Below are 22,869 nucleotides of genomic sequence, written 5' to 3'. Positions count from 1 at the left end.
CCAAGGAGGCGCCGACGCGGATGCGCTACTCCGCCCACGGCGAGTCGAGGATGGTGCGCACGAAATCTCCCCGCTGGAACCCGGGCACATAGTGCTCGAGCACGTCGGCCTTGACGTTGCCGAAGGTGGTCTCGGGCCGCGGACGAATGCCGTCGGTGAAGGCGGTCAGGATGCGCCGCTTGAAGTCCGGGCGGGGGTGCAGGCCGACGATGTCCTGGCGGTCCCTTTCGGAGACGTCCGCGTACCCGATGCCGAGGACGTCGTACTCGACACCTGCGGTGACGAGCGCGACCTCCGGTTCCATGAACTCGGGGATGCCCGGGGTGGTGTGGAGCGCGATCGCCGTCCACACCCGCCGCACGCTGTCTTCGGGCACGCCGTGCGACTGCAGGAAACGACGTGCCTCGTCGGCACTGTCGACCTCGAACCGTCGACCGCTGGAGCGGAACTGTTCGTTCAGACCGAGGTCGTGGAACATGGCTCCGATGTACAGAAGCTCCGGGTCGAAGCCGAGGTCCCGGTTAAGACCCTGGAGGCTGCCGAAGAAGTACACGCGGCGGGAGTGGTGGTAGATGAGCTCGCTGGTGCTGTCACGGACCAGTTCCGTAGCTTCGCGCGCCAGCTTGGTGCCGGGCACGCGGATTCCGGCCGTCAGGGTCGTGTCCGCAGTCATGGCGTGTCACCTCTTCGAAGCAGGGGATGCTGCGCCGGGCCGACCGGCGTCTCACCAGTGTTCGTCGCGGGTGGTACACGTGCCATGTCCGTAGGGCCAGGTATCCCACGGATACGGACATCACCCTGCGGTCGGGGGCTCTGTCGAGGGCCGCGCGGACGACCCGCCGATCCGAAACGATCTTCAGGCCGTCGCTACGGCGGACCGCCAGGTGCTGTGACTCCGGTTCGCAGTGCTGCCGGCTCAGTCGACTGTCTTGATCACCCGGGCGGGCACTCCGGCGACCACAGTGCCGGCAGGAACGTCGCGAGTGACCACCGCGCCCGCCGCGACCACTGCACCGGTACCGATAGTGACTCCCTGTGTGACCACGGCAGCCGTCCCGATCCAGACGTCGTCCTCGATGACGATCGGGGCGAACGAGAGGTACTTGCGGCGTTCGGCCCGGGGTAGAGGATGGCCTCCGGTGATGAGGCTGACTTTCGGAGCGATCATGACGCCGTTGCCGATCTCGATACCCCCCTTGTCCATGAAGGTGCATCCCTGGTTGACGAAGACGTTCTCCCCGAACGACGTGTTCAGTCCGTACTCGGTGAAGAACGGGGGATAGATCACGACCGACTCGGGCAGCGGGCCACCGAACACAACCGCGAGTAGTTCCGCGCGTCCTTCGCTGTCGCTGAACGGGAGCCCGTTCAGTCGGGACGTTGCGTCGGTCACCTCCGCGACCCGGTCTACATAGCGCCTGGATTCGGGCGTCTTCACGTACATGACTTGCTCTGTGCGAGTGGACATGTGCTGATCCCATCACCGCGCAGCACGCCGGATCAAACAACTCCATGCCCCTCGTGCACAACCAACGGTTGTGCAGGCGGGATGTATGCTCCAGGCTTGGCCGACCGGGGGCCGGGCTTTCCGGGCTTGCCACCACACGGCACACGGGTCGGGGCGTGCAGAGGGGCGCGGGGGATGGGCGGCGTGGGAACGGCGCGACTGTTGATCAGCAATGACGGAGAGACCGCGCTGGAGCTGACCGTGGAGCGTTGGGCGGAAGCGCACGAATTGCCTCCGAAGCAAACATGGGCCATCGTCACCCACTCGCCTGCGGCGGATGGGCCGTGGCCCGGAACCCCGCGTGGGGACGAGCCATTCCAGATCGACCACCGCCCGAATCGGTCACGGTGTGGGCCAACGGCACCTGCTTCCACCTCAGCGACACCGAGGAGAACGCGATCGGCTCGGCCGACAGGCACTGCCCTGCTGAGGGTCCTGTGAACTCGGAGCGGCGGGGGCGGGCCTCGTAGCCGCGGGCCGGGCGGGGCCGGGTCGGCAGTGCCTCCCGGCGGCGGGCGGCCCCGTCGCCCGGCGGGTCCAGGCACGTACGAGCCGCCTGGACCGTGCCGCGCGCACCGAGCGGCAGGGCGGACAGGGCGCTGTGCCGGAGCTGGTCGGGAGTACGGGCGGCGGACCGCAGGCGGCCGGTGGGCAGGTCGGTGCTCAGACCTCAGCCCCGTCAGGAGCCGGCGCCGGCGGGCCGCCCGCGGCATCTCGGGCTCCGGCCCTGACGTGGGCTGTCGGTGCGCGTCCTAGCGGACCCGCTTGCTCTCCGCCGGTCCGAGGTACGTCTGCGGCAGGCCGCCCGTGTCGATCAGCAGCCGCTGAACGACCACCGTGGGATCCACCGCCCAGACTTTCAGGCGGTGGATGCCTGGACCCGCGAGCCGATGACGCGTCACCGTGCGGTTGATGTTGTCGGAGGTGTTGCGCGCCCACTGCATGTTCATGGTCATGTCGTCGGAGCCCGTCGCGGCGACGATGTCGACCGTCTGGGGCGGTGCGTCGTCGAAGGAGACCGCGTAGCGCAGGGCGCCGCCTGTCGCCAGGGCCGGGTTGCGGGGTGACACCTCCGCCCAGACCGTGACCTCCCTGCTCGGCCCCGCGGTCAGCAGCGTCACCTCGTACTCCAGGCGGGCGGACGAGGTCCGCCCCGGGGCCTGTGTCGGCGCCGTGACCGGCCACAGGGTCATGCCCGACGTCGTACGGCCGATGCCGTCCAGGCGGCGCCAGGTGCCCACCGCGCGGTCGTGGTGCTCGGCGTCGACCGCCACGTAGCCGCCCGCTTCGACGAAGCCCCGCAGGCCTCGTCGGGACGGTACGCGTGCCGTGCAGGTCACGGTCACCGAGGCGCCCGCGCCGGTGACCGTGAGGGTGGCCTGTGCCATGTCCCGGGGGACGCGCGTGAAGTCGACTCGGGCCTCCAGCCGGACCTGTTGCCGCACCCGGCCCCGGGGCCGGTCCACCGTGAGCCAGGGGGCGGAGGTCTCCACCCGGTAGTCGAAGGGGGCACCGCCCCGGTTGAAGATCTCCACGTACTGCTGCGGGCGGGTCTGGTACGGACTGAACTCGGGCAGCTCCGCCTGTCTGCCGCCTGCCCCGCCCGGCCACCACAGGCCCGCGTCCTCCGCCCCGTCCACGCACACCCCCAAGGCGGCTGCCGCAGGCACCTCGATGCGCCGCACCGCCGGGAACAGCACGTCCGGCAGGGCTACGTTGTCCTTCTCCGGCTGCTGCCAGGGGGCGTTGGGTCCGTAGCGGTCCACGTCGCCGTAGCCGATGTGCGGCTGAGTCTGGAAGCCCGCCCACTTCCCCTGCGCCACGCGCGAGTTGAAGTGGTCGGCCAGGGCGAGGTCCTGGGCCAGTCCGTCCTCCGCCCGCCTGGCCAGGTCGTTGGTCGCGGCCCGGCCCTGGGCGGCGTAGAGGAGGTTGGTGAACTCCGCCCTGCGCAGGGCGTACAGGTTGGCGGTGGCCGCGACCTCGTAACCGACCAGTTCGAACCATGCGTCCTGGAGCCGTGCGGGCAGGCTCCGCGCCACGCGGTCCGCCTTCTTCGCCAGGTCCTGCCACTCCTGCGTGACCCGCTCGAGTTCCCGGTGGGCGAAGTAGTAGGGCGTCTCCTGGTCGTCGTAGACGACCTCGCCTTCGCGCAGGGTGATACGCCGGTTGAGCAGCTCCGGCTTGCGGCGGGCCTGCAGGCGACCGTACGTCGAGAGGATCCCGGCCACCGTCTCGGCGGCGCCCTCGCCGAAGTTCTGGCGGGCGTAGCGCCACTCCCACTCCGGCAGCCGCTCCTGCGGCCAACGCTGCGGGTCCCAGGCATAGGTGAGGAAGAACTCCGTGGGCAGCTCGTTGCCCTTGAGGTCCCCGACGTTGACCACCCACAGGCCGTGGTTGCCGTAGGCATGCGCCTGGTGGAGCTGGTCCCAGGTGTTGGTGAGGTTGGCGGTGTCGACCCACTTGTAGTTGCGGCCGACGCCGACGTAGTCGAAGTGGTAGTAGAGACCGTAGCCCCCGCCGCGGGCGGGCTCGGCGGGGTCGGGGTGCTTGCGGATGTTGCCCCAGTTGTCGTCGGTGAGGACGACCGTGACGTCGTCGGGAGCGCGCAGTCCACGGTCCCAGTAGCGCTGGACCTCCTTGTAGAGGGTCCACACCTGGGGGGTTTCCTCGGCCGGGCGTCCCGTCACCGCCTCGATGATGCGGCGCTGCTCCGCGATGATCTCCCGCATCAGGTCGATGCCGTCGCCGTCGGGGAGGCTGGTGTCGCCGTTGCCGCGCATGCCGAGGGTGACCACTCCCTCGAAGCCCTGGTCGACCATGCGCTGCACGCCGGCCCGCCAGTACTTCTTGATCGCCTCGGCGTTGCGCACGTACGACCACTCGCCGGTGCCGCCGTAGGGGTCGTGGCCCTCGGTGACGATCGCGCCGGAGGCGTCGCGCACGGCGGGGGTGGCGTGCCGGTTCCACTCCTCGATACCGCGCATCATCGGCGCCTCGTGGGAGGTGCCCATGACGATGCCGTACTCCGCGGCGCGCCGGTGGTTGTCGGGGTCGTCCTCGGCGAACGCCCGGCCCCAGACCGCCGGCCAGAGGTAGTTGGCCTTGAGGCGGAGCAGGAGTTCGAAGACCTTGGTGTAGAAGTCGGCGGTGAAGCCGCCTGGATGGCCTTCGGCCTTGCCGGGGCCGAAGTACGCGGGCGCCCAGGTGCCGAGCGCCGGGTTCTCGTCGTTGATGAACACCCCCCGGTACTTCACGGCCGGGGTGCCCTGCGTGTGACGGCCCGGGAGGATCCAGACGCGGTCGCGGCGGACCGGCGGCACGTCGTCCCACCAGTACCAGGGGGAGACACCCATGCCGTACGAGACGTCGTAGGCGCCGAAGATCGTGCCGCGGGGGTCGCTGCCCGCGATGACGAGGGCCTGCTCGACGCCGGGCATCGGGTGGTCCACCACCGTCTGCAACGAGGTCTCCCAACGGCCGCGCACACCGGTGACGTCCAGCTTCCCGGAGGTCACCAGGGAGTCGACGAGCCGGCTGCGGCCGAGGGTGCCGACCAGCACGGCGAAGCGGGCCACCGTGCTGCCGGGACGCACCCCGGTGACGCGCGCGATGTCGGCGCGCAGGTCCGCGGCCGCCCGGACGACTCCCGGGTGGTCGCCGTCGCTCACCAGGACCGGGGCACCGACCAGGGGGAACGCACCCGGGTGCGGGCGGTGGGCGGCGAAGGAGACGTACGCTCCCGGATCCGTCGTCCGCAGGCCGAAACCATCCCCGGCACCCGCCGCCGACGCGGACGGCGCCGGCAGCGCGACGGCCGACGACATCGCGGGCACCGCGGCCAGCCCGACCCCGAGGACAGCTCTGCGACTGACGTGCGCAGACATGTCACACCCCTCTCACCTCGTATTTGAAAAGCGGCATGACAAATAGTGGGGGCCGTGACTGCCGGGGGACAGGGGTCGAACAGTCCGAATAGTTTCGACCGCCCTGACGGCTCCGTGAGGTTCGTGCGCGACTTGCGGGGACGACGGACCGGCGATCGCATCGCATGCCGTCTGCTGTCTGCAACCTGCCGTCTGCCGCTGTGAGATGACGGGTCCAGCGGGGAGGAAAGGCGGCGGCGTCAGGGAGGTCCGTGCCAGTAGTCATCTGATGCTCTGGCGCACGAGGAGGCGGCAGGGTCCCTGACCCTTTGTCGGGTCGATGCAGCGGGCGGAGAAGTCGTTGCGGTAACGGTCACCTTCGTACTGGTATTGGACGCCCCCGGTGGAGCCGCCCGTTTTCGGCCCTCTCCGAGCGGCCAGGAGGCAAGGGGCGAGTGCGGGGTAGGCGGGTAGGTATGGATGGCACACGACTTCGACAGGACGAGCAGAGTTCACAGGAAACCCGGGCCCGGGGAACGATGCGGATCTGGCGGTGGGCCAGGTGGGCGGCCTTGGTCCTCACGGCCAGCTGGGCGGTGAACTGGACCGCCCATCTCGTCCAGGGCGAGCAGGGCTGGGATCTGTGGTGGCCTCTGGTCAGTACCGTCATCTGGACCGCGCTGACCGTGTACGGCTTCAGGACCTACCGCCGGATCAGGACAAGGACTCTGCCGGCTCTCACCGGCCGCCCGACTGCCTGACCAATCCGACCGGCCGGCTCCGGACTCCCTTCTGCCTGCGTTCGGACTCACGTATGTGGCCGGAAAGAACGGGACGACGCTGTCTGCCGTCCCTGCTCCCGGCACGGGCTGTGGGGCCACGGTGGCGTTGGGCGAGGGCTGCGTCCGAGGCGTGCGCCACGAGGCTCGCGCGCTGACCGCCCGACTCGTCACACCGTGCTTTCCCTGCCAGTACTCCCTGGTCCAGCGGACAGCTCCTGGACCGCGCGTGTACAGGTAGGGGAAAAGGACCTGCCAGCACTCCAGACGGCATGCTGGGATGGATCATCATGAGCCCCATGCACATCCCGTCCGTCGATGTATCCGACCTTCCGCTCGCGATGGAGCAGAATCTCGCCGAGCATGCCTGCCACCTGCACCGAACTCTGAAGAGCGCGTCCGTCATCGAGACCGCCGATCTGCTGATCGCCGACAGCGGACTCGACGACGACACCTTCAACATCGTCGCGACGGCCCGCTTCACCCCGGGCACCGCCCCGGCCCGCGCCGCGGAGACGGCCCGCACCCTTGCCGCCATCGGCCGCCCCTTCTCCTGGTGGGTGGGCCCTGCCTCCACGCCGGACAATCTCGCCGAGCATCTTCGGTCCGCCGGCCTGGAGGCATCGGAAACCGAGGCGGGCATGTGGAAGGACCTGCGCGCCCCCCTCCCCGACGCGCACGTCGACGGCCTGGAGATCCGCTCGGCAACCACCCCGGAACAGCTCGCCGACTACGCCACGATCCTCGCCGCGAACTGGAGCCCGCCCGCCGCCACGGTGCGCCAGTTCTTCGCCGACACCGCCCCCTGGGCGCTCGCCGACGAATGCCCCGCCCGCTACCTGGTCGGCTACGTCGACGGCCGTCCCGTCTGCTCGGCCGAGGTCTTCCTGCACGCAGGGGTCGCCGGCATCTACAACATCGCCACACTCGCCACCGACCGCCGCCGAGGTTACGGCGGCGCCATCACCGCGGCCACCCTGCACACCGCCCGCGACGCGGGCTACGAGACCGCGGTGCTCCAGGCATCCGCCGACGGGGAACCCGTCTACCGCCGTCTCGGGTTCACCGCCTGCGGCCACTTCACCGAGTACGCCCTCGCCCCCTGACCCGTAACGGCGACCGCACCGCTCCTCACCGAATGCCTGGTGGTCCATCGGCAACGCTTCACGCCCGGGGCGTCGCCGCGATGGGCCTCCAGCTGCGGCCGCCTCGTGTCTGACCAGCGAAAACCACACATGGGGATCGGAGTGAGAACGTCCTCTCAGCCACAAACCGAGGCTGGGAGGCGAGCTTGGGGCCGAGGTGGTCGATGATCCGGTTGGCCGCCGACTTGGAGACGCCGAAGAGCGGATCGAGTCGGCGTCGCGTCAAGTCGTGTGCAGTACGCAGGAACCAGCAACACTCGATCTTCCAAAGGAAGGCTGGCCGGCCGCCCATGCTGCGATCGGCCCACGGTCCCACCGGGCACGTGGGTGACCAACTTGCCGAAGCAGCGTGGGCTCAGCCCGGCGAACGGGGCTACTGCTGCCCGCCGGCATCGAACTTCGGCGGTCCGATGCCTATCGCGCGACGGCGCGCAGGTGTACGTTCTCGGGCCGATGGGTTTTGGGAGCGCTCCCATCCGATTGTGTCCGCTTCGCACGAGGAGGAACGCATTGAAACGCATCTTGGCACTTCTGGCGAGCTGTGTGACGGCCGTCGGCCTCACCACGCTCGCCGGGCCTTCGGCGCAGGCGGCCACCGGCTGCAGGGTCGACTACACGATCACCAGTCAGTGGCAGGGCGGCTTCCAGGCCGGCGTGAAGATCACGAATCTGGGAGACCCCACCAGCGGGTGGAACCTGCGGTTCGCCATGCCGGATGCCGGGCAGAAGGTCGTCCAGGGGTGGAACGCGACCTGGTCGCAGTCCGGCTCCACGGTCAGCGCAGCCGGTACCGACTGGAACAGCACGCTGCCGACCGGCGCTTCGGCCGAACTGGGATTCGTGGGGTCCTTCACGGGGTCCAATCCGAAGCCCGCTTCCTTCACGCTCAACGGCGTCACCTGCACAGGCTCCGTCACCGATCCGCCGACGGACTCCCCGACCGACCCGCCCGCGACCGGGACGCCGGTGGCCACGAACGGCCAACTGCGCGTGTGCGGCGTGAACCTGTGCAATCAGTACAACCGCCCCGTGCAGCTGCGTGGCATGAGCACGCACGGCATCCAGTGGTTCGCCAAGTGCTACAACGGCGCCTCCCTGGACGCCCTCGCCGAGGACTGGAAGTCGGACCTGTTCCGCGTCGCCATGTACGTGCAGGAACAGGGCTACGAGACCGACCCCGCAGGCTTCACCAGCCGGGTGAACGGCCTGGTCGACATGGCCGAGGCCCGCGGCATGTACGCGGTGATCGACTTCCACACGTTGACGCCGGGTGACCCGAACTACAACCTCGACCGCGCGAAGACGTTCTTCTCGTCCGTGGCCGCCCGCAACGCGGACAAGAAGAACGTGATCTACGAGATCGCCAACGAGCCCAACGGCGTGAGCTGGACGGCCATCAAGAACTACGCCGAGCAGGTCATTCCCGTCATTCGGGCCGCCGACCCGGACGCCGTCATCATCGTCGGTACCCGCGGGTGGTCCTCGCTGGGGGTCTCGGACGGGTCCAACGAGAGCGAGGTGGTCAACAACCCCGTGAACGCGACCAACATCATGTACGCGTTCCACTTCTACGCCGCGAGTCACAAGGACAACTACCGCGCGGCAGTGAGCCGAGCCGCCTCGCGACTGCCCCTGTTCGTGTCCGAGTTCGGAACGGTGAGCGCGACCGGTGGCGGGGCGATGGACCGGGCGAGCAGCATCGCATGGCTGGACCTCCTCGACCAGCTGAAGATCAGCTACGCGAACTGGACGTACTCCGACGCCAACGAGGGCAGCGCGGCGTTCAAGCCGGGCACCTGCAACGGCAGCGACTACAGCAGCAGTGGTGTGCTGACCGAGTCCGGGGCGCTGATCAAGAGCCGCATCAGCACCGCTGACAACTTCCCGACCGGCTGATCCCCGACGGGGCTCCGGGTGCGCCCGCAGCCTGCCGCTGTCTGGGAGCGCTCCCGACCTCAGCGGAGGCTCCGGCTTTCCGGCCGTCTTCGGGCGGCCCAGCCCTCGCACCGCCGGGAACCCTTCCCGGTGGTGCGAGGGGAGTGTCGGCGCAGGCGGTGGCGGTGCCCGTCCGGCCATCCCGGTGACGGGGCAGGGCAGCCCGGTGCCGTACGGCCGATGGCCCGTACGGCCGTCGCCCAGTGATCATGTGCTCCATTCGCCCCTGTCCCGCGGCGCGGCGCGTCGCGGCTCCGGCACGGAAGCGGCCCACTGCCCACTGGTTCGTTGTGAACGCCTCGAACGGTCATACTGGTCAAAAGGGGACCAAATGCCCAGGCGAGTTCGCGGAGGCGCAGCGGATGCAGCACCACGCCAGGAACGGTGCCGACCACATGGAAGACACCGAGCAGGAGCCGGACACGTACGACGACGACGTGGAGCCGTACGACGACGAGTTCCAGGAGCCGCTCGACGAGGACGACGGCGAGGACGAGGAAGAGGTCGCGGCCCGGGTGGGCGGTGCGCCGTACGAGCGGAGTCCCGACGTCTTCCTGGACGTCCCCCGGCTCAAGGTCGACGAGATCGACCTCGACGTGGAGGATCTGCGGGCCCGCGTCTCCCTCCAGGCCGAGGTACTCGACCTGCTCAAACTGAACGTGGGCGCCGACGTGGTGCTCGGCAAGGTCCATCTCGGCATCTCGGGGGTGGAGGCACAAGCCCAGCTGAGAGTTCGGTTGGACAACGTCGCACTCATCATCAACCGGGTCCTCACCACGCTCGACCGCAATCCGCAGATCCTGGAGGAGCTGGCCCGCGGTGCCGCATCCGCCGTACGGGACGTCGGAGGTGGCGCGGGCTCGGCCGTTCAGGACGTCGGAGAGGGCGCCGGCTCCGCGGTCGAGGACGCCGGCAGCGGCGTGGGGCAGGCCGCCGGGGCTGTCGGACAAGGCGTCGGCGAGGCGATCGAGGACGTCGGCGGCAGCGCGGGCGAAGCCGTCGGAGAGGCGGGCAAGGCAGCGGGCCGGGCCGTGGACGACGTCGGCGACGCGATCGGGGAGGCCGACCGGGCCGTCGGGGGGAAGGCCGAGCAGGCCGGCAGGAGCGTAACCGGCGCGGAGGCCGGAAGTGGGGAGAAGGTGCGCAGAGCGACCTCCGGGGTGGGCGCGAACGCCGGGGCATCGGGCCGTACGGCGGCACGGCGGACGGCAGCACGGCGGACGACCGGACGGTCCGGTGAGGGCTCCGCGGGCGGCGGCTCCGCCGTGCGGCGGCGCCGTACCGACGACAACGAGCCCGACGCCCCGCGACCCCCGGGGCGCCGCCGCGCCGAAAAGCGCGACGAGCCGCCGTGAAGGGAATCGCCGCTGTGCCCGGCCACCGAGGCCTCCATCGGAGACTCCGGCCCCGATGTCTCCTTCGAGGCGGTCGTGAGCGGCGACCGCCTCCGCTTCGAGGAGGCGCCGCGCACCCTGGTCTCCTTCCCCGGCACCGGAGCGCGCGAGTCGGTCTCCCGCAGTGCGCGGACCAACCTGCCCCGAGAGGTCGATCCCGGGGTCGAGTACCAGGACGTGACCGTGGGCTACCACCTCGCCAGCCGTCTGACCGGGAAGCCGGAGAACGGACGAGCACGGCCGCCCGGGCAGGCACCATAGGTCGGCCGATCGGTATGGCTGAGTGGTGTCAGGGGCGGTGTCGAAGGCGAGCGGCCGCAGCTGCTACTCCCGCGGAAGCGGTCTCTTGACCTGGAGCGCGCTCCAGATCCGAGGATGGGCGACATGAAGAGCACTGACCCTCAGATCGTCCTCGGAACCATGGACTTCGGCACCCGCGTCGACCCCGATCGAGCCTTCGCGATCCTTGATTCCTTCGTCGCCGGCGGTGGTGTCTGGCTCGACACCGCGAACTGCTACTCCTTCTGGGCCGATCCCAGCGGCGTCGGCGGGGCCAGTGAACGCGTCATCGGGGCGTGGCTCCGGGCTCGTCCGGGCGTGCGCGAATCGGTGCGGATCGCAACGAAGGTCCGGCAGAACCCGCTCGTTCCGCACTCCTGGCCGGAAAGCGCCGAAGGACTCTCGGCCCGCGCCGTCCACGACGGGGCGCAGGAGAGCCTCGGACGCCTGGGAGTCGACCACGTCGATCTGCTCTGGGCCCACGCCGAGGACCGCACCGTGCCGCTGGAGGAGACGGTCGGCGCCTTCGGTGAACTGGTCGCGAAGGGGGTGGCCCTGCGGGTCGGAGCGGCGAACCACGCCGCCTGGCGTGTCGAGCGCGCGCGGTCCCTCGCGCGGGAGCAGCGCGTGGAACCGTGGACGGCGCTGCAACTGCGCCACTCACTCGTCCAACCGCGCCCGCTGACTCCCCTCGCTGAGGCCGGCCACCGCATGCTCGCCGCCGAGGACCTGGACCTCGCGCGCACGGAAGGGCTCGCCGTGTGGTCGTACACCTCGCTGATGTGGGGTTCCTACGAGCGCGCGGACAAGCCACTTCCGCGAACCTATGATCACCCCGGGACCACCCGGGTGCTCGCGGTACTGGACGACATCGCCGACGAGCTCTCGACCACGAGGAACCAGGTCGTCCTGGCATGGCTGATGCGGCAGGGAATCGACCCCATCGTCGGCGTGAGCCGGGTGGAGCAGATCGAGCAGGCACTCGCCGCACGCCGTGTGCGACTCAGCGACGAGCACCTGACGCGCTTCGTCGAAGCACGTTAGCGACAAGGACCCAAGGAGCCCCATGACCGCCCTGGCCCCAGCAGCGGCCGCCGACCGCACCGGTGTCTCCATCGATACGTTGCGCTACTACGAGCGCGAAGGGCTCATCGGCCCGATCCGGCGTTCCGTCGGCGGGCGCAGAGAGTACACCGAGGACGACCTCTTCTGGATCGGCCTGGTCACCTGTTTCCGAGAGGCCGGACTCGGCATCGCGGACCTACGGGGGTTCGTCGCCCTCCTGCGCGCCGAACACCCTCCGCAGGAGCGGGTGGCCTTCCTCCGCGAGCGCCGTGCGACCCTGGAGCAACGGGTGGCAGCCCTGCACCGGGCGATGGAGGTTCTCGACGAGAAGATCGCCTACTACAGCTGAGCGGGGGCGCCGTCGACACACTCGACTGCGCAGGATCCCCAGGAGAGAAATGATCACTGCGACGTCCGGAATCGGATTCGACAATCCAGTGGCTACTTGGGCCCTAGGAGGGTTCGTCCTGGTGGCTGCCTTCCTCCTGGCCTACTGGAGTTACAAGAGAGAGAAGAAGTAGCCCCTGCGTACGTCACGAGGAGCGGTACCGACACGTTCCGCCGCGCGGCGAAGGCGGGCCCTGTCGGGGGTTCCCCCTTTCGGGGGCCGACGACAGGGCCCTTCGCGGTACCGATGGGGTCAGGAGTGGGACTCCCGGTGGCTGCGGATGAGGTCCGCGTACCGCCTGCCGCTGGTCTTGACGGTGCGGGCCTGGGTCGCGTAGTCGACGTGGACGAGGCCGAACCGCTTGTCGTAGCCGTACGCCCACTCGAAGTTGTCGAGCAGGGACCAGGCGTAGTAGCCGGCCACGGGCGCGCCCTTGCGGACCGCCCGGGCGCAGGCGGCGATGTGCTGTTCCAGGTAGCGGGCCCGGTCGGGGTCGTGGACCTCGCCGTCGGGGCGGACGGTGTCCGCGAACGCGGAGCCGTTCTCGGTGACGTACAGCTTGCGCACCCCGTAGTCGTCGGTCAGGCGCATCAGCAGGGCCTCCAGGCCGCCGGCGTCGATCTGCCAGTCCATGCCGGTGCGCGGTACGTCGGGCAGCCGGACCTCACGGGCGTACGGGACGGGGCCCTGGGGGTCGTCGGTGACGGTGGCCGGGAAGTAGTAGTTGAGGCCGTGCCAGTCGAGGGGCGAGGCGATCACGTCCAGGTCGCCGGGGCGTTCGGGCAGTTCCACGCCGTACAGCTCGCGCATGTCGGTGGGGAAGCCGCGCCCGTAGACCGGGTCGAGCCACCAGCGGTTGGTGTGGCCGTCCATGCGGGTGGCCGCCGCGAGGTCCTCCGGACGGGTCGAGGCGGCCTCGATGGTGGAGTGGTTGGTGACCAGGCCCACCTGTGCGCCCGGTGCCGCCGCGCGGACCGCCTGGGTGGCGAGGCCGTGTGCGAGGAGCAGGTGGTAGGAGGCGTGTACGGCGGCGGTCAGGTCGGTGAGGCCGGGGGCCATCCGGCCCTCCAGGTGGCCGATCCAGCCGGAGCACAGGGGTTCGTTGAGCGTGGCCCACTGGGTGACGCGGTCGCCGAGGCGGCCGGCCACTACGGAGGCGTATGCGGCGAGGTGTTCCGCGGTCTCGCGCACGGTCCAGCCGCCGCGGTCCTGGAGCGTCTGCGGGAGGTCCCAGTGGTAAAGGGTGATGTTGGGGGTGATCCCCGCGTCGAGGAGGCCGTCGACGAGCCGGTCGTAGAAGTCGATTCCGGCCGCGTTGACCGGCCCGTCACCGCCGGGCACGACCCGGGGCCAGGCGATGGACAGGCGGTAGGCGTCGGCGCCGAGCCGCTTCATCAGGGCGATGTCCTCGGGCCACCGGTGGTAGTGGTCGCAGGCCACGTCGCCGTGGTCGTCGTTGTCGACCTTCCCCGGGGTGTGGGAGAAGGTGTCCCAGATCGACGGTGCCCGGCCGTCCTCGGCGACGGCGCCCTCGATCTGGTAGGCGGAGGTGGCCGTGCCCCAGGTGAAGTCGGCGGGGAAGGCGGCGAGGTCAGGCGAATCGGACACAGAGGGCCTCTCTGGGGGTGGTCGGGTGGTGTGCGGCGGGGGTCGCGGTCCGGGCGGCTATTTGACGGCGCCGGCGGTGAGGCCGGTGACGAGGTAGCGCTGGAGGAGCAGGAAGCCGGCGACGACGGGCAGGCTGACGACGAGTGAGGCGGCCATGACCTGGTTCCAGTACACGTCGTTCTGGGTGGAGTAGCCCTGGAGACCGACCGCCAGCGTGCGGGTGGTGTCGTTGGTCATGACCGAGGCGAAGAGCACCTCGCCCCAGGCCGTCATGAAGGCGTAGACGGCGACGGCGACGATGCCGGGGATCGCGGCGGGCACGATGACCCGGAAGAGGGCGCCGAGCGGTCCGCAGCCGTCCACCTTGGCCGCCTCGTCGAGGTCCCTGGGCACGGAGTCGAAGTAGCCGATCAACATCCAGATGGAGAACGGCAGCGAGAAGGTGAGGTAGGTGAGGATGAGGCCGCCGCGGGAACCGAAGAGGGCGATGCCGGTGGCGTTGCCGATGTTGACGTAGATGAGGAACAGCGGCAGGAGGAACAGGATGCCGGGGAACATCTGGGTCGACAGCACGGTCACCGTGAAGACGCGCTTGCCGCGGAACGAGTACCGGCTGACCGCGTAGGCCGCGAACACGGCGATGGTGACGGAGCAGACCGTGGCCGCGCCCGCCACGATCAGCGAGTTCATGAAGTAGTCGGCGAGCGGGACCGTCTCCCAGATGTCGAAGTACGGGCGGACGGTGAGGCCCGAGGGGAACCACTCGAACTTGCCCGACACGTCCTCCAGCGGCTTCAGCGAGCTGGAGATCATCACGTAGACCGGCAGCAGGACGAAGACCGTGAGGAGGGTCAGGAAGACACGGCGGCTCCAGAGGAAGGACCGCGGGGCCGCCATGGGGGAGCGGGGCCGGCGGGCGGTGGGGCTAGACATCGGAGGCCTTCCTTCCTCGGGAGGTGAACCAGAGGTACGCACCCGTCACCACGAGCAGGAACAGGAGCAGCAGGACCGACATCGCGGAGCCCGTTCCGAAGTTCCAGGTCTGGAACGAGGACTGGTAGATGTGGATGGAGATCAGGTCCGCGGCTTCCGGCGCGGCCTTGCCGAACAGGACGAAGGGGGTGTTGAAGTCGTTGAAGGTCCACAGGAACAGCACCAGCACCAGGACCTGGTTGACGGGGCGCAGGGCCGGCAGGGTGATGCGGCGGATCTGCTGCCAGACTCCCGCACCGTCCAGTGCCGCGGCCTCGTAGATGTCCCTCGGGATGTTCTGCAGGCCGGCCATGATGATGAGGAAGGCGAAGGGCCAGCCCTTCCACACCGAGACGACGAGCAGCGCGATGAAGCTGTTGTCGCCGATCAGCCAGAACGGGGCGCTGTCGGTGAGTCCGAGCTGGTCGTGCAGGACGTGGTTCACCAGTCCGTTGTCGCGCTGGAACATGAACGACCAGGTGATGACGGCGGCGTAGACGGGCAGCGCGTACGGGACGAGGAAGACCGTGCGCAGGAAGCCCCGGCCGCGGAACGACTCCTGCATGAAGATCGCGGCGGCCACACCCAGCAGCCAGCACAGGCCGACGGAGAGCGCCGTGAACAGGCACGTGGTGAAGAAGGAGTTGAGCAGCGCCTCGCCCACGGGGGCGTCGAAGTCGACCGACAGCTTGTAGTTGTCGAAACCGGCCCAGGGCGCGGTGCCCCAGTCGCGGATGTAGAACTGGGTCAGCTCCTTGAAGCTGACGACGATGCCGATCACCATCGGCACCAGGTGGACCAGTAGTTCGAGGAGGATCGCGGGGGCCAGGAGCAGATACGGCAGTCCGATGCGGCGCAGCCGCCCGGAGCGGCGCTTGCGCGGCGCCGCTCCGGGGTCGTCCTTGCGTGCCGTCCGCTCGCCTGCGTCGAGGTCGGCGGTCGTAGTCATGTGGGTGTCCGCACTCACTTCTTGGGCATCTGCTGCTGGGCCTTCTCGAGCTTGGCCCGCACTGACTCGGTGGTCACCGCACGGCCGGCGGCTGCGTCGGCGAAGAGTTCCTTGACCGCGGTGCCGACGACGGTCTCGAACTGCGACTCCTCGGGGACCTGCGGCAGCGCGGCGGCACTGGTGGCGAGGGTCTCCCGCAGCACGGTGAGGGCCGGACCGTTGAAGGCCTCGTCCTGCTGGGCCGCCTTGACCGGCGGGATGGAGCCGTAGGCCTTGTTGAGGACGATCTGCTCCTCGTCGCTGGTCATGAACTTCACGAACTTCTTGGCGCCGTCTATGTTCTTGGTGTTCTTGAACACGGCCATGTTGATGCCCGCGACCATCGAGTTGGTGGCCTTGCCCGCGCCCGGCCGGCCGGACTGCACGGGGGCGGGCGCGACGCCCCACTCGTCGTCGTTCATGCCCTGCGCCTTGAAGGTGGCCGACGCGGTCTGCCACAGCACCATGGCCGTCTTGTCCTTGGCGAAGTCGCTCAGGGACTGGTTCTGCGCGTACTCGGCGTTGCCGGGCGCGACGATCTTGTCCTTGGCCATCAGGTCGACGTACTGCTTGACCGCCGCCACGGCCCCGTCGGAGGTGAAGTCGGCCTTGCCGTCGGCGGTGAAGAAGTCCGCGCCGTGCTGCTTGCCGAGCACGAAGACCTGGTGGATGTTGTTCGACAGGTTGGAGCCCTCGGCACCGAGGCCCCACTTGCCGTCCTCGGAGAGCTTGCGGCCGGTCTCGGCCAGCTCGTCCCAGGTCGCCGGCGGCTTCTCGATGCCCGCGTCGGCGAACATCTTCTTGTTGTAGTAGAGCGCGTAGGCCATGGAGTAGAGCGGGACGGCGGCCGGGTCCTGGCCCTGGACGCCGGTGGAACCGAGCGCGGACTCCACGAAGCGGTCCCTGCCGCCGATCGCCTCGAAGTTCTTCGCGTCCCAGGGCAGGAGGGCGCCGCTGGACTGCAGCGACGCGCTCCAGGTGTTGCCGATGTTCAGGACGTCGGGGCCCTGGCCGGAGGTGGTGGCGGTGAGGATGCGGTTGAGGAGATCCGCCCAGGGCACGACCTCCAGCTTCACCTTGATGCCGGTCTCCTTCTCGAACTTGTCGAGTTCCGGCTGGAGGACCTTCTTGTCGACCTCGAGGTTCGCGCCCTGGTTCGAGGCCCAGTAGGTGAGGGTCTTCGGCTTCTCGTTGGAGCCCTCCGAACCCGACGATCCCCCGCCGCAGGCAGCCAGGGTGAGGGCGAACGAGAGGGTGACGGCGCCGACGGCTGCGGCTCTGATTCTGCGCATGACTCCAGAGGCCTTCCGGAAAGTGACGGGGTCGCCCGCGGAGGGGGGCGGAGCGCCGCCCCACGGTCCCTGAAATCCCCCACGGCTTAATTTAGGATGTGAGTTAAACCTCATGTGAAGGTCGCGTCAAGGGCCTCACCGCATGTAAGTTGCGGTGAGGAGCATCGGACGAGGGGGCGAGGTTGAGAGTGCGCAGCGGCCGTACAGTGCGTGACCTGCGGCGGGAGAATCGCACCGCGGTATTGCAACGGTTGTATTTCGACGGGCCGCTCAGCAGGTTCTCCCTGGGGCCGGCCACCGGGCTCAGTTCCGGCTCGGTGAGCAACGTGGTCTCCGAGCTGGTCGCCGAGGGACTGGTGGAGGAGGCGGGAAGCGTCGACTCCGCCGGCGGCCGTCCCCGCACGCTGCTGCGCATCAGCGCGCGCAGCGGCTACATGATCGGCGTGGACATCGGCGAGACCCGGGTGCGCATCGAACTCTTCGACCTCGCCCTCACCGAACTGGCCCGGGTCGAGAGGCCGTTGGAGGCCACCGGCCCGCGCCGCGTCGACCGCTACGACGTCGGCCTCGTCATGACGCACCTTCGCGACGGCATCCCCGAGGTCCTGGCCGAGGCCGGCATCGCGGTGGAGCGGCTGCTCGGCGTCGGGATCGGGGTGCCGGGCATCGTCGCCAGGACCGCCGAGGACGATGCGGTGGTGCACGGCCAGACGATCGGCTGGGACGCCGTCCCGCTGGAGCGGCTGCTGCGCGAGTCCCGGATCCTGCCCGCCACCGTGCCGTACTACATCGACAACGGGGCCAAGACGCTCGGCCAGGCGGAGATGTGGTTCGGCGCCGGCCGCGGCGCGCAGAGCGCGGCGGTGGTGCTCTTCGGCTCCGGCGTCGGCGCCTGCGTCGTCGGGGACGACATGCGACCGGGCCGAGCCGTGGAATGGGGGCATCTGACGGTGCGCGTACGCGGGCGCCGGTGCCGCTGCGGCGCCCAGGGCTGCCTGGAGGCGTACGCGGGTGCGGAGGCCCTGCTCCAGCGCTGGGCGGAGGCGGGCGGGCGGCCGCCCGCGGGCGTGGACGAGGAGACCGCGCTCACCGCGATGCTAGCGGCCGCCTACCCGGAACCCCGCGCGTCCGGGACCGGCCCGGAACCCGACGCCACGGCGCTGGCCGTCCTGGAGGAGACCGCCGAGTACCTGGGCGCGGGGTTCTCCGACCTGATCAACCTCTTCCAGCCCGAACGCATCCTGGTCGGCGGCTGGGCCGGACTGCAGCTCGGCCGGCGCTTCCTGGACGCGGTGACGGCCCACGCGACCTCCTACGCCCTGACGTATCCCGCTGCCCGTGTCCGCATCGACCTCGGCACCCTGGGGCCGGACGCCGTCACCGTGGGAGCCGCCATCCTGCCGCTCGCCGACTTCTTCGCCCGGGGTGGCCGGCCGGAGCAGGCCGAGCCCGTGGAACAGGACCCGGCGTGGCGGACGGCGCTGCGGGAGCGGTCGGTGCAGTGAGCGGCGCGGTGTCGCCGCCCGCTGCCGTCTGCCGCCCGCTGCGGTCCGTCGGCCGTGACCGTCCGGCTGGCCGTGACCGTCCGTCGGCCGTGACTGTCCGGATGGCCGTGACCGTCCGTCGGCCGCTCCGCAACCACTCGCCGACAGCACCCCATCGCCGATCGCAACCACCCGCCGACCGCACCCCATCGCCTATCGCAACCACTCGCTGACCGCCACCACCCGCGCAAGCAGAGACCGCCTTCGTGCGTCGCGGCCCCGTCACACCCTCGCTCCCGGCACCACAGCCCCGGACGCGGCCCGGACCCCGCGCCGCGGCCCGGACCCCGCGCCGCGGCCCGGACCCCGCGCCGCGGCCCGGACCCCGCGCCGCGGCCCGGACCCCGCGCCGCAGCTCCGGTCGAGGTGCGGTCCCGCCCGTCACGGGCCGCTGACCGTGACCGTCCCCTCCCACCGCACGTCCCCCACCGACCGGCCCACCATCAGACGGTAGGGACCGGGCTCCGTCACCCAGCCCTGGTCCGCCTCCGACCAGTGCCGTAGCGCTCTCGGCCCCACCACCACCTCGGTGCTCGCACTCGCGCCCGCTTCCGCGCGCACCGCGGCGTGACCGGCGAACCAGCGCACGGGACGCTCCACCGCCGATCCGGGGCGAGCCAGGTAGACCTGGACGACCTCGCGCCCGGCGCGCTCACCGGAGTTGCGCACCTCCACCCGCACCCTGAACGGCTCGCCGGCCAGGACGCGCGCCGGAGCCTCCACGGCCGCGTACTCCCACGTCGTGTAGCCGAGCCCGTGGCCGAACCAGTAGGCGGGCTCGCGACCGGATCGCAGCCACGCACGGTGGCCGATGTGCAGGCCCTCGGTGTAGTCCAGTCGGCCGTCGACCGGCCGGGTGCGCGTGACGGGTGCGTCCGCCAGGGACGCCGCCCAGGTGGTGGGCAGCCGGCCGCCGGGCTCCGCGAAGCCGAACACGACGTCGGCCAGCCCGCCACCGGCTTCCTGTCCCGGGAACCAGGTGAGCAGCACGGCGCCCACCTCGTCGCGCCAGGGCAGCTCGACCGGCCCGCCGCTGTTGACCACCACCACCGTGCGGGGATTCGCGGCGGCCACCGCGCGGACCAGCCCGTCCTGGACGTCGCCCAGCGACAGCCCGGCCCGGTCGTACCCTTCGGTCTCGCTGTGCTCGGTGGTGCCGACGACCACGATCACGGCATCGGCGTCGCCGGCCGCCCGTACGGCGTCCTCCAGCGCGGTCGCCGGGTCCGGCTCCGGCGGCGCGGCGGTGACGACGGTGGCGCGCCCTCGGCCGGGCACCAGCTCGCGCCGCGCCACCACGTGCACGGGACGCTTGGTGGCGAGTACCGTGCGCACCGTGTGCACGGGCGGGTTGACGTGGACGACGGCCGGGTCGTCCGTGTCACCGGGGAACTCCCCGTCCACCAGCACGCGGTCGTCGACGCTGAGCGTCATGCGCCCGAAGCCCCCGACGCCGAAGGTCCATTCCCCCGCCTGACGCGGACGCAGCACCGCCGCGATCTCCACCGTGTGGGCGCCCGGCGGCAGGTCCGGCTCCAGTTGCCGGCCCGAGAGCCGGTGCTCGGCGAGCAGTTCCCGCCCCGCCGCGTCCAGGACCCGCAGGAGCACGCCGGGGGTGCCCGAGCGCGGGTCGGCGCAGTCGTCGGTACCGAGGGGAGCGGGCGGGGAGCCGGGCGCCGGGCCGGGTGCGTACACCACCCCGGCCCGGCCCCGCAGGCGCGCTCGGATGCCCGCCAGCGGAGTGACCACGTCGGAGCAGAACACACCCGCGCTGCCCCCGCCCTGGACGCGCGGCGACGCGGCATGCACGCCGACGACGGCGACGGTGGACACCTCGGCGGGGTCGAGCGGCAGGACGGCGTCGTTGCGCAGCAGCACGCAACCGGCACTGACGGCGCGGCGCAGCAGCGCCCGGGTGTCGCGGGACGTCATGGCGGGCGCTCTGCGCGGGTGACGTGGTTCCAGCGCGCCCACGCGGGCGGCGAGCCGGAGCAGCCGGCGTACCTTCTCGTCGACCGCCTCCTCGGTGACCTGACCGTCCTTCACCGCTCGCACCAGGGCGACGCCCCAGGGGCTCTCCGGCCCCGGCATCGCCAGGTCGAGGGCGGCCCGGCCGGTCTCCTCGGTGGTGCGCACGGCGGCCCAGTCGGAGACGGCGACGCCGTCGAACCCCCACTCCGCTTTGAGGGGTTCTGCCAGGAGCGGGCTGGCCGTCATCGTGGTGCCGCCGACGGCGTTGTAGCCCGCCATGACGAGCCACACCCCGGCCTCGACGGCCGCCTCGAAGGGCGCGAGGTACACCTCGCGCAGGGTGCGGTCACCGGCCCGGACGTCGACGGTGAGCCGGTCGGTCTCGGAGTCGTTGCCGACGTAGTGCTTGGCGGTGGCCGCCACACCGTGCGCCTGGATGCCCCGGATGAGCGCGGCCCCGGTACGGCCGGTCAGTTCCGGGTCCTCCGAGAGGCACTCGAAGTGTCGGCCGCCCAGCGGACTGCGGTGCAGGTTGAGCGTGGGGGCGAGGACCACGTCGACACCCTTGCGGACGGCCTCTGCGGCGAGCAGGCCGCCGAGCCGCTCGACCAGTTCCTCGTCCCACATCGCGCCCAGGGCGGAGGCGGAGGGCAGCAGGGCCGAGGTGCGCCGCTCGTCCCATGCCTCGCCACGCACCCCGGCGGGTCCGTCGGAGGTCACCATCTCCCGCAGACCGACGGCGTCTTCGCCTGCGGTGCGCCAGGTCGTCGCGCCGGTGAGCAGGCGCACCTTCTGTTCGAGGCTCAGCCTGCCGATCAGCCGATCCAGTGCCCCGTCGTCCATGTCCGCCCCGCTTCCTGCCCCTCCCTCGCTGGGAGAGCGCTCTCCCAACCGTCTGACGTGCACCTCACCCCCGTCAAGTCCCCCCGCACCGACGGGTCGTGGAGTCCGGGCGGGCGGGGGCCCGCAGGCGTCCGGGCAGGCGGAAGGGGCCCGGCCGCACCCGTACCGTGGGGTGCCGCCGGGCCCTCGGGGCCGGACGGGTCAGGGCAGCCGGTGGTCCGCGTTCAGCACGGCACCGCGCTCCGGGTGGTTCTGGTCGTAGCCGCGGGTGTCGCACTGGAGACCGCCGACGATGCAGTGGTCGACCAGCGCCTTGAGGGTCCTCTCCTCCCACGCGTTGAAGAAGTCGTAGTGGAACGAGTAGCCCCGTCCACTGGCCAGTCGGACGTCGCTCATGTCGCCGTTCGCCGGGAAGGCCATCTTGAACTCGATCATCGGCAGGGCGACGGGGTGGGACGCCGGGCACATGTTGTCGTTGGTGCCGGGTTTGACGACCGGGTAGGCCATGTGGCTCTGGTGGTCGGGGGTGTCGAGGTACTTGCCGTCCCAGCAGCTGGGGGCCTGGAAGCGGATGTTGAGCTGGACGTCGGGCCGGCTCGGACAGCTCGCCGGGATGTCGACGTTGAAGAAGCTGTCACCGCACTCCCAGCCCTCGACGAACCCCTTGTGGGCGCGGAACTCCTGGGCGCTCTGCATGGGGTTGCCGACGACATACCGCAGTCCCTTGGGGAAGGGCCGCACGCTGGTGTAGTCGGTGATACCGGACTTGTAGTAGATGACCTGGGGCCCGACGGGGAGGATCTTCCGGTCCCCCTTGTAGAGGGAAGGCATCCAGTACGCGGAGGCGTCGGCCGGTGCGAGGCAGGTGGTGTTGCCGCCGTAGAGGCTCGCCGTGGTACTGCCCGCGTTCGTCGTCCTGTTGCCCATGAAGGTGTGGTCGTGGGACTTGCCCGGCTGCCCCGGGTAGACGATCGGGTCGTCCGGCGCGGTGTGCGTGACGGAGCAGTTGGCCTGGAACTCCTTGTGGTAGCGCGGCGGCGGGGTGGCCTGGGAAGGGCTCACCCCGGTGACCTGGGGGACGGCCGGTATGTAGCCGTCGCCGTCGGGATCGTCGGCGGACGCCCTGGTCGACACCGCCATGGTGTGTCCGGTGTAGGCGCCGGCCGAGACGGCCGGAGCGCTGTCGGGACCGGCCGCCGTGGCGACGGTGCCGACGCCCAGCACACTGGCCAGCAGTGCGGTGCCGAGCAGCAGCGCGGGGAGTTTCGAACGTGGTCTCATGGGGCCTCCTGCCCG

Annotated in this window: 17 protein-coding genes and 1 pseudogene; 8 read left to right on the top strand and 10 right to left on the bottom strand. The window is 70.5% G+C overall.

Translation table 11 applies throughout. The annotated features are described in order from the left end of the window. Nucleotides 1-25 precede the first annotated feature (25 nt). The 3 genes from AC07FV_RS25410 to AC07FV_RS25400 all read right to left on the bottom strand — a co-directional run bounded on the left by AC07FV_RS25410 (nucleotide 26) and on the right by AC07FV_RS25400 (nucleotide 5,391). Nucleotides 26-673, bottom strand: coding sequence for an HD domain-containing protein (locus AC07FV_RS25410; protein ID WP_479089550.1), 648 nt, complete (start codon nucleotides 671-673; stop codon nucleotides 26-28). Between the two features lie 243 nt (nucleotides 674-916). Next, entirely contained in the window at nucleotides 917-1,444 is a 528-nt protein-coding gene (locus tag AC07FV_RS25405; protein ID WP_479089549.1) for a DapH/DapD/GlmU-related protein, read from the bottom strand. Nucleotides 1,445-2,259: 815 nt separating this feature from the next. Beyond that, on the bottom strand, nucleotides 2,260-5,391 hold the full coding sequence (locus AC07FV_RS25400; protein ID WP_479089548.1) for a glycosyl hydrolase 115 family protein: 3,132 nt from the start codon (nucleotides 5,389-5,391) through the stop codon (nucleotides 2,260-2,262). 551 nt (nucleotides 5,392-5,942) lie between these two features. On the opposite strand from AC07FV_RS25400, the gene AC07FV_RS25395 reads away from it, so the two are divergent. Both AC07FV_RS25395 and AC07FV_RS25390 read left to right on the top strand, forming a co-directional pair. Continuing rightward, on the top strand, nucleotides 5,943-6,131 hold the full coding sequence (locus AC07FV_RS25395) for a hypothetical protein (protein WP_479089547.1): 189 nt from the start codon (nucleotides 5,943-5,945) through the stop codon (nucleotides 6,129-6,131). A 359-nt stretch (nucleotides 6,132-6,490) separates the two neighbouring features. Next, nucleotides 6,491-7,255 carry a GNAT family N-acetyltransferase gene (locus AC07FV_RS25390; RefSeq protein ID WP_479089698.1) on the top strand — a complete coding sequence of 255 codons (765 nt, stop codon included), beginning with the start codon at nucleotides 6,491-6,493 and terminating at the stop codon, nucleotides 7,253-7,255. A gap of 166 nt (nucleotides 7,256-7,421) precedes the next feature. On the opposite strand, the pseudogene AC07FV_RS25385 reads toward AC07FV_RS25390, so the two are convergent. Next, nucleotides 7,422-7,653 (bottom strand): annotated as a pseudogene (locus AC07FV_RS25385) (transposase family protein); the annotation flags it as partial. Between the two features lie 151 nt (nucleotides 7,654-7,804). On the opposite strand from AC07FV_RS25385, the gene AC07FV_RS25380 reads away from it, so the two are divergent. The 5 genes from AC07FV_RS25380 to AC07FV_RS25360 all read left to right on the top strand — a co-directional run bounded on the left by AC07FV_RS25380 (nucleotide 7,805) and on the right by AC07FV_RS25360 (nucleotide 12,316). Continuing rightward, entirely contained in the window at nucleotides 7,805-9,190 is a 1,386-nt protein-coding gene (locus tag AC07FV_RS25380) for a cellulase family glycosylhydrolase (protein ID WP_479089546.1), read from the top strand. A gap of 434 nt (nucleotides 9,191-9,624) precedes the next feature. Then, nucleotides 9,625-10,584, top strand: coding sequence for a hypothetical protein (locus AC07FV_RS25375; protein WP_479089545.1), 960 nt, complete (start codon nucleotides 9,625-9,627; stop codon nucleotides 10,582-10,584). Between the two features lie 75 nt (nucleotides 10,585-10,659). Beyond that, the gene (locus AC07FV_RS25370) at nucleotides 10,660-10,884 is read left to right on the top strand and encodes a hypothetical protein (RefSeq protein WP_479089544.1); all 225 of its coding nucleotides are present in this window, start codon (nucleotides 10,660-10,662) and stop codon (nucleotides 10,882-10,884) included. Nucleotides 10,885-11,007: 123 nt separating this feature from the next. After that, entirely contained in the window at nucleotides 11,008-11,946 is a 939-nt protein-coding gene (locus AC07FV_RS25365) for an aldo/keto reductase (protein WP_479089543.1), read from the top strand. Between the two features lie 22 nt (nucleotides 11,947-11,968). Continuing rightward, nucleotides 11,969-12,316 carry a MerR family transcriptional regulator gene (locus AC07FV_RS25360; protein WP_479089542.1) on the top strand — a complete coding sequence of 116 codons (348 nt, stop codon included), beginning with the start codon at nucleotides 11,969-11,971 and terminating at the stop codon, nucleotides 12,314-12,316. Between the two features lie 291 nt (nucleotides 12,317-12,607). Here the strand turns inward: AC07FV_RS25360 and AC07FV_RS25355 are convergent, their stop codons facing one another. The 4 genes from AC07FV_RS25355 to AC07FV_RS25340 are packed head-to-tail and all read right to left on the bottom strand — an operon-like array spanning nucleotide 12,608 to nucleotide 17,215. Next, the gene (locus tag AC07FV_RS25355; protein ID WP_479089541.1) at nucleotides 12,608-13,963 is read right to left on the bottom strand and encodes a GH1 family beta-glucosidase; all 1,356 of its coding nucleotides are present in this window, start codon (nucleotides 13,961-13,963) and stop codon (nucleotides 12,608-12,610) included. 57 nt (nucleotides 13,964-14,020) lie between these two features. Beyond that, entirely contained in the window at nucleotides 14,021-14,860 is an 840-nt protein-coding gene (locus AC07FV_RS25350; protein ID WP_375910383.1) for a carbohydrate ABC transporter permease, read from the bottom strand. 28 nt (nucleotides 14,861-14,888) lie between these two features. Then, the gene (locus AC07FV_RS25345) at nucleotides 14,889-15,884 is read right to left on the bottom strand and encodes a carbohydrate ABC transporter permease (protein WP_479089540.1); all 996 of its coding nucleotides are present in this window, start codon (nucleotides 15,882-15,884) and stop codon (nucleotides 14,889-14,891) included. Between the two features lie 14 nt (nucleotides 15,885-15,898). Then, nucleotides 15,899-17,215: an ABC transporter substrate-binding protein gene (locus AC07FV_RS25340; RefSeq protein ID WP_479089539.1), complete on the bottom strand. Its 1,317-nt coding sequence runs from the start codon at nucleotides 17,213-17,215 to the stop codon at nucleotides 15,899-15,901. Between the two features lie 182 nt (nucleotides 17,216-17,397). On the opposite strand from AC07FV_RS25340, the gene AC07FV_RS25335 reads away from it, so the two are divergent. Beyond that, on the top strand, nucleotides 17,398-18,720 hold the full coding sequence (locus AC07FV_RS25335) for an ROK family protein (protein WP_479089538.1): 1,323 nt from the start codon (nucleotides 17,398-17,400) through the stop codon (nucleotides 18,718-18,720). Nucleotides 18,721-19,140: 420 nt separating this feature from the next. Here the strand turns inward: AC07FV_RS25335 and AC07FV_RS25330 are convergent, their stop codons facing one another. Both AC07FV_RS25330 and AC07FV_RS25325 read right to left on the bottom strand, forming a co-directional pair. Continuing rightward, nucleotides 19,141-21,573, bottom strand: coding sequence for a beta-glucosidase (locus tag AC07FV_RS25330; RefSeq protein ID WP_479089537.1), 2,433 nt, complete (start codon nucleotides 21,571-21,573; stop codon nucleotides 19,141-19,143). Nucleotides 21,574-21,774: 201 nt separating this feature from the next. Continuing rightward, on the bottom strand, nucleotides 21,775-22,854 hold the full coding sequence (locus AC07FV_RS25325) for a DUF1996 domain-containing protein (protein WP_479089536.1): 1,080 nt from the start codon (nucleotides 22,852-22,854) through the stop codon (nucleotides 21,775-21,777). Nucleotides 22,855-22,869: the final 15 nt, after the last annotated feature.

It is taken from the genome of Streptomyces sp. NPDC045956, from assembly GCF_056430705.1.
The sequence above is the reverse complement of the archived record's forward strand: the minus strand, read 5'-3'. Positions and strand labels throughout refer to the sequence as shown.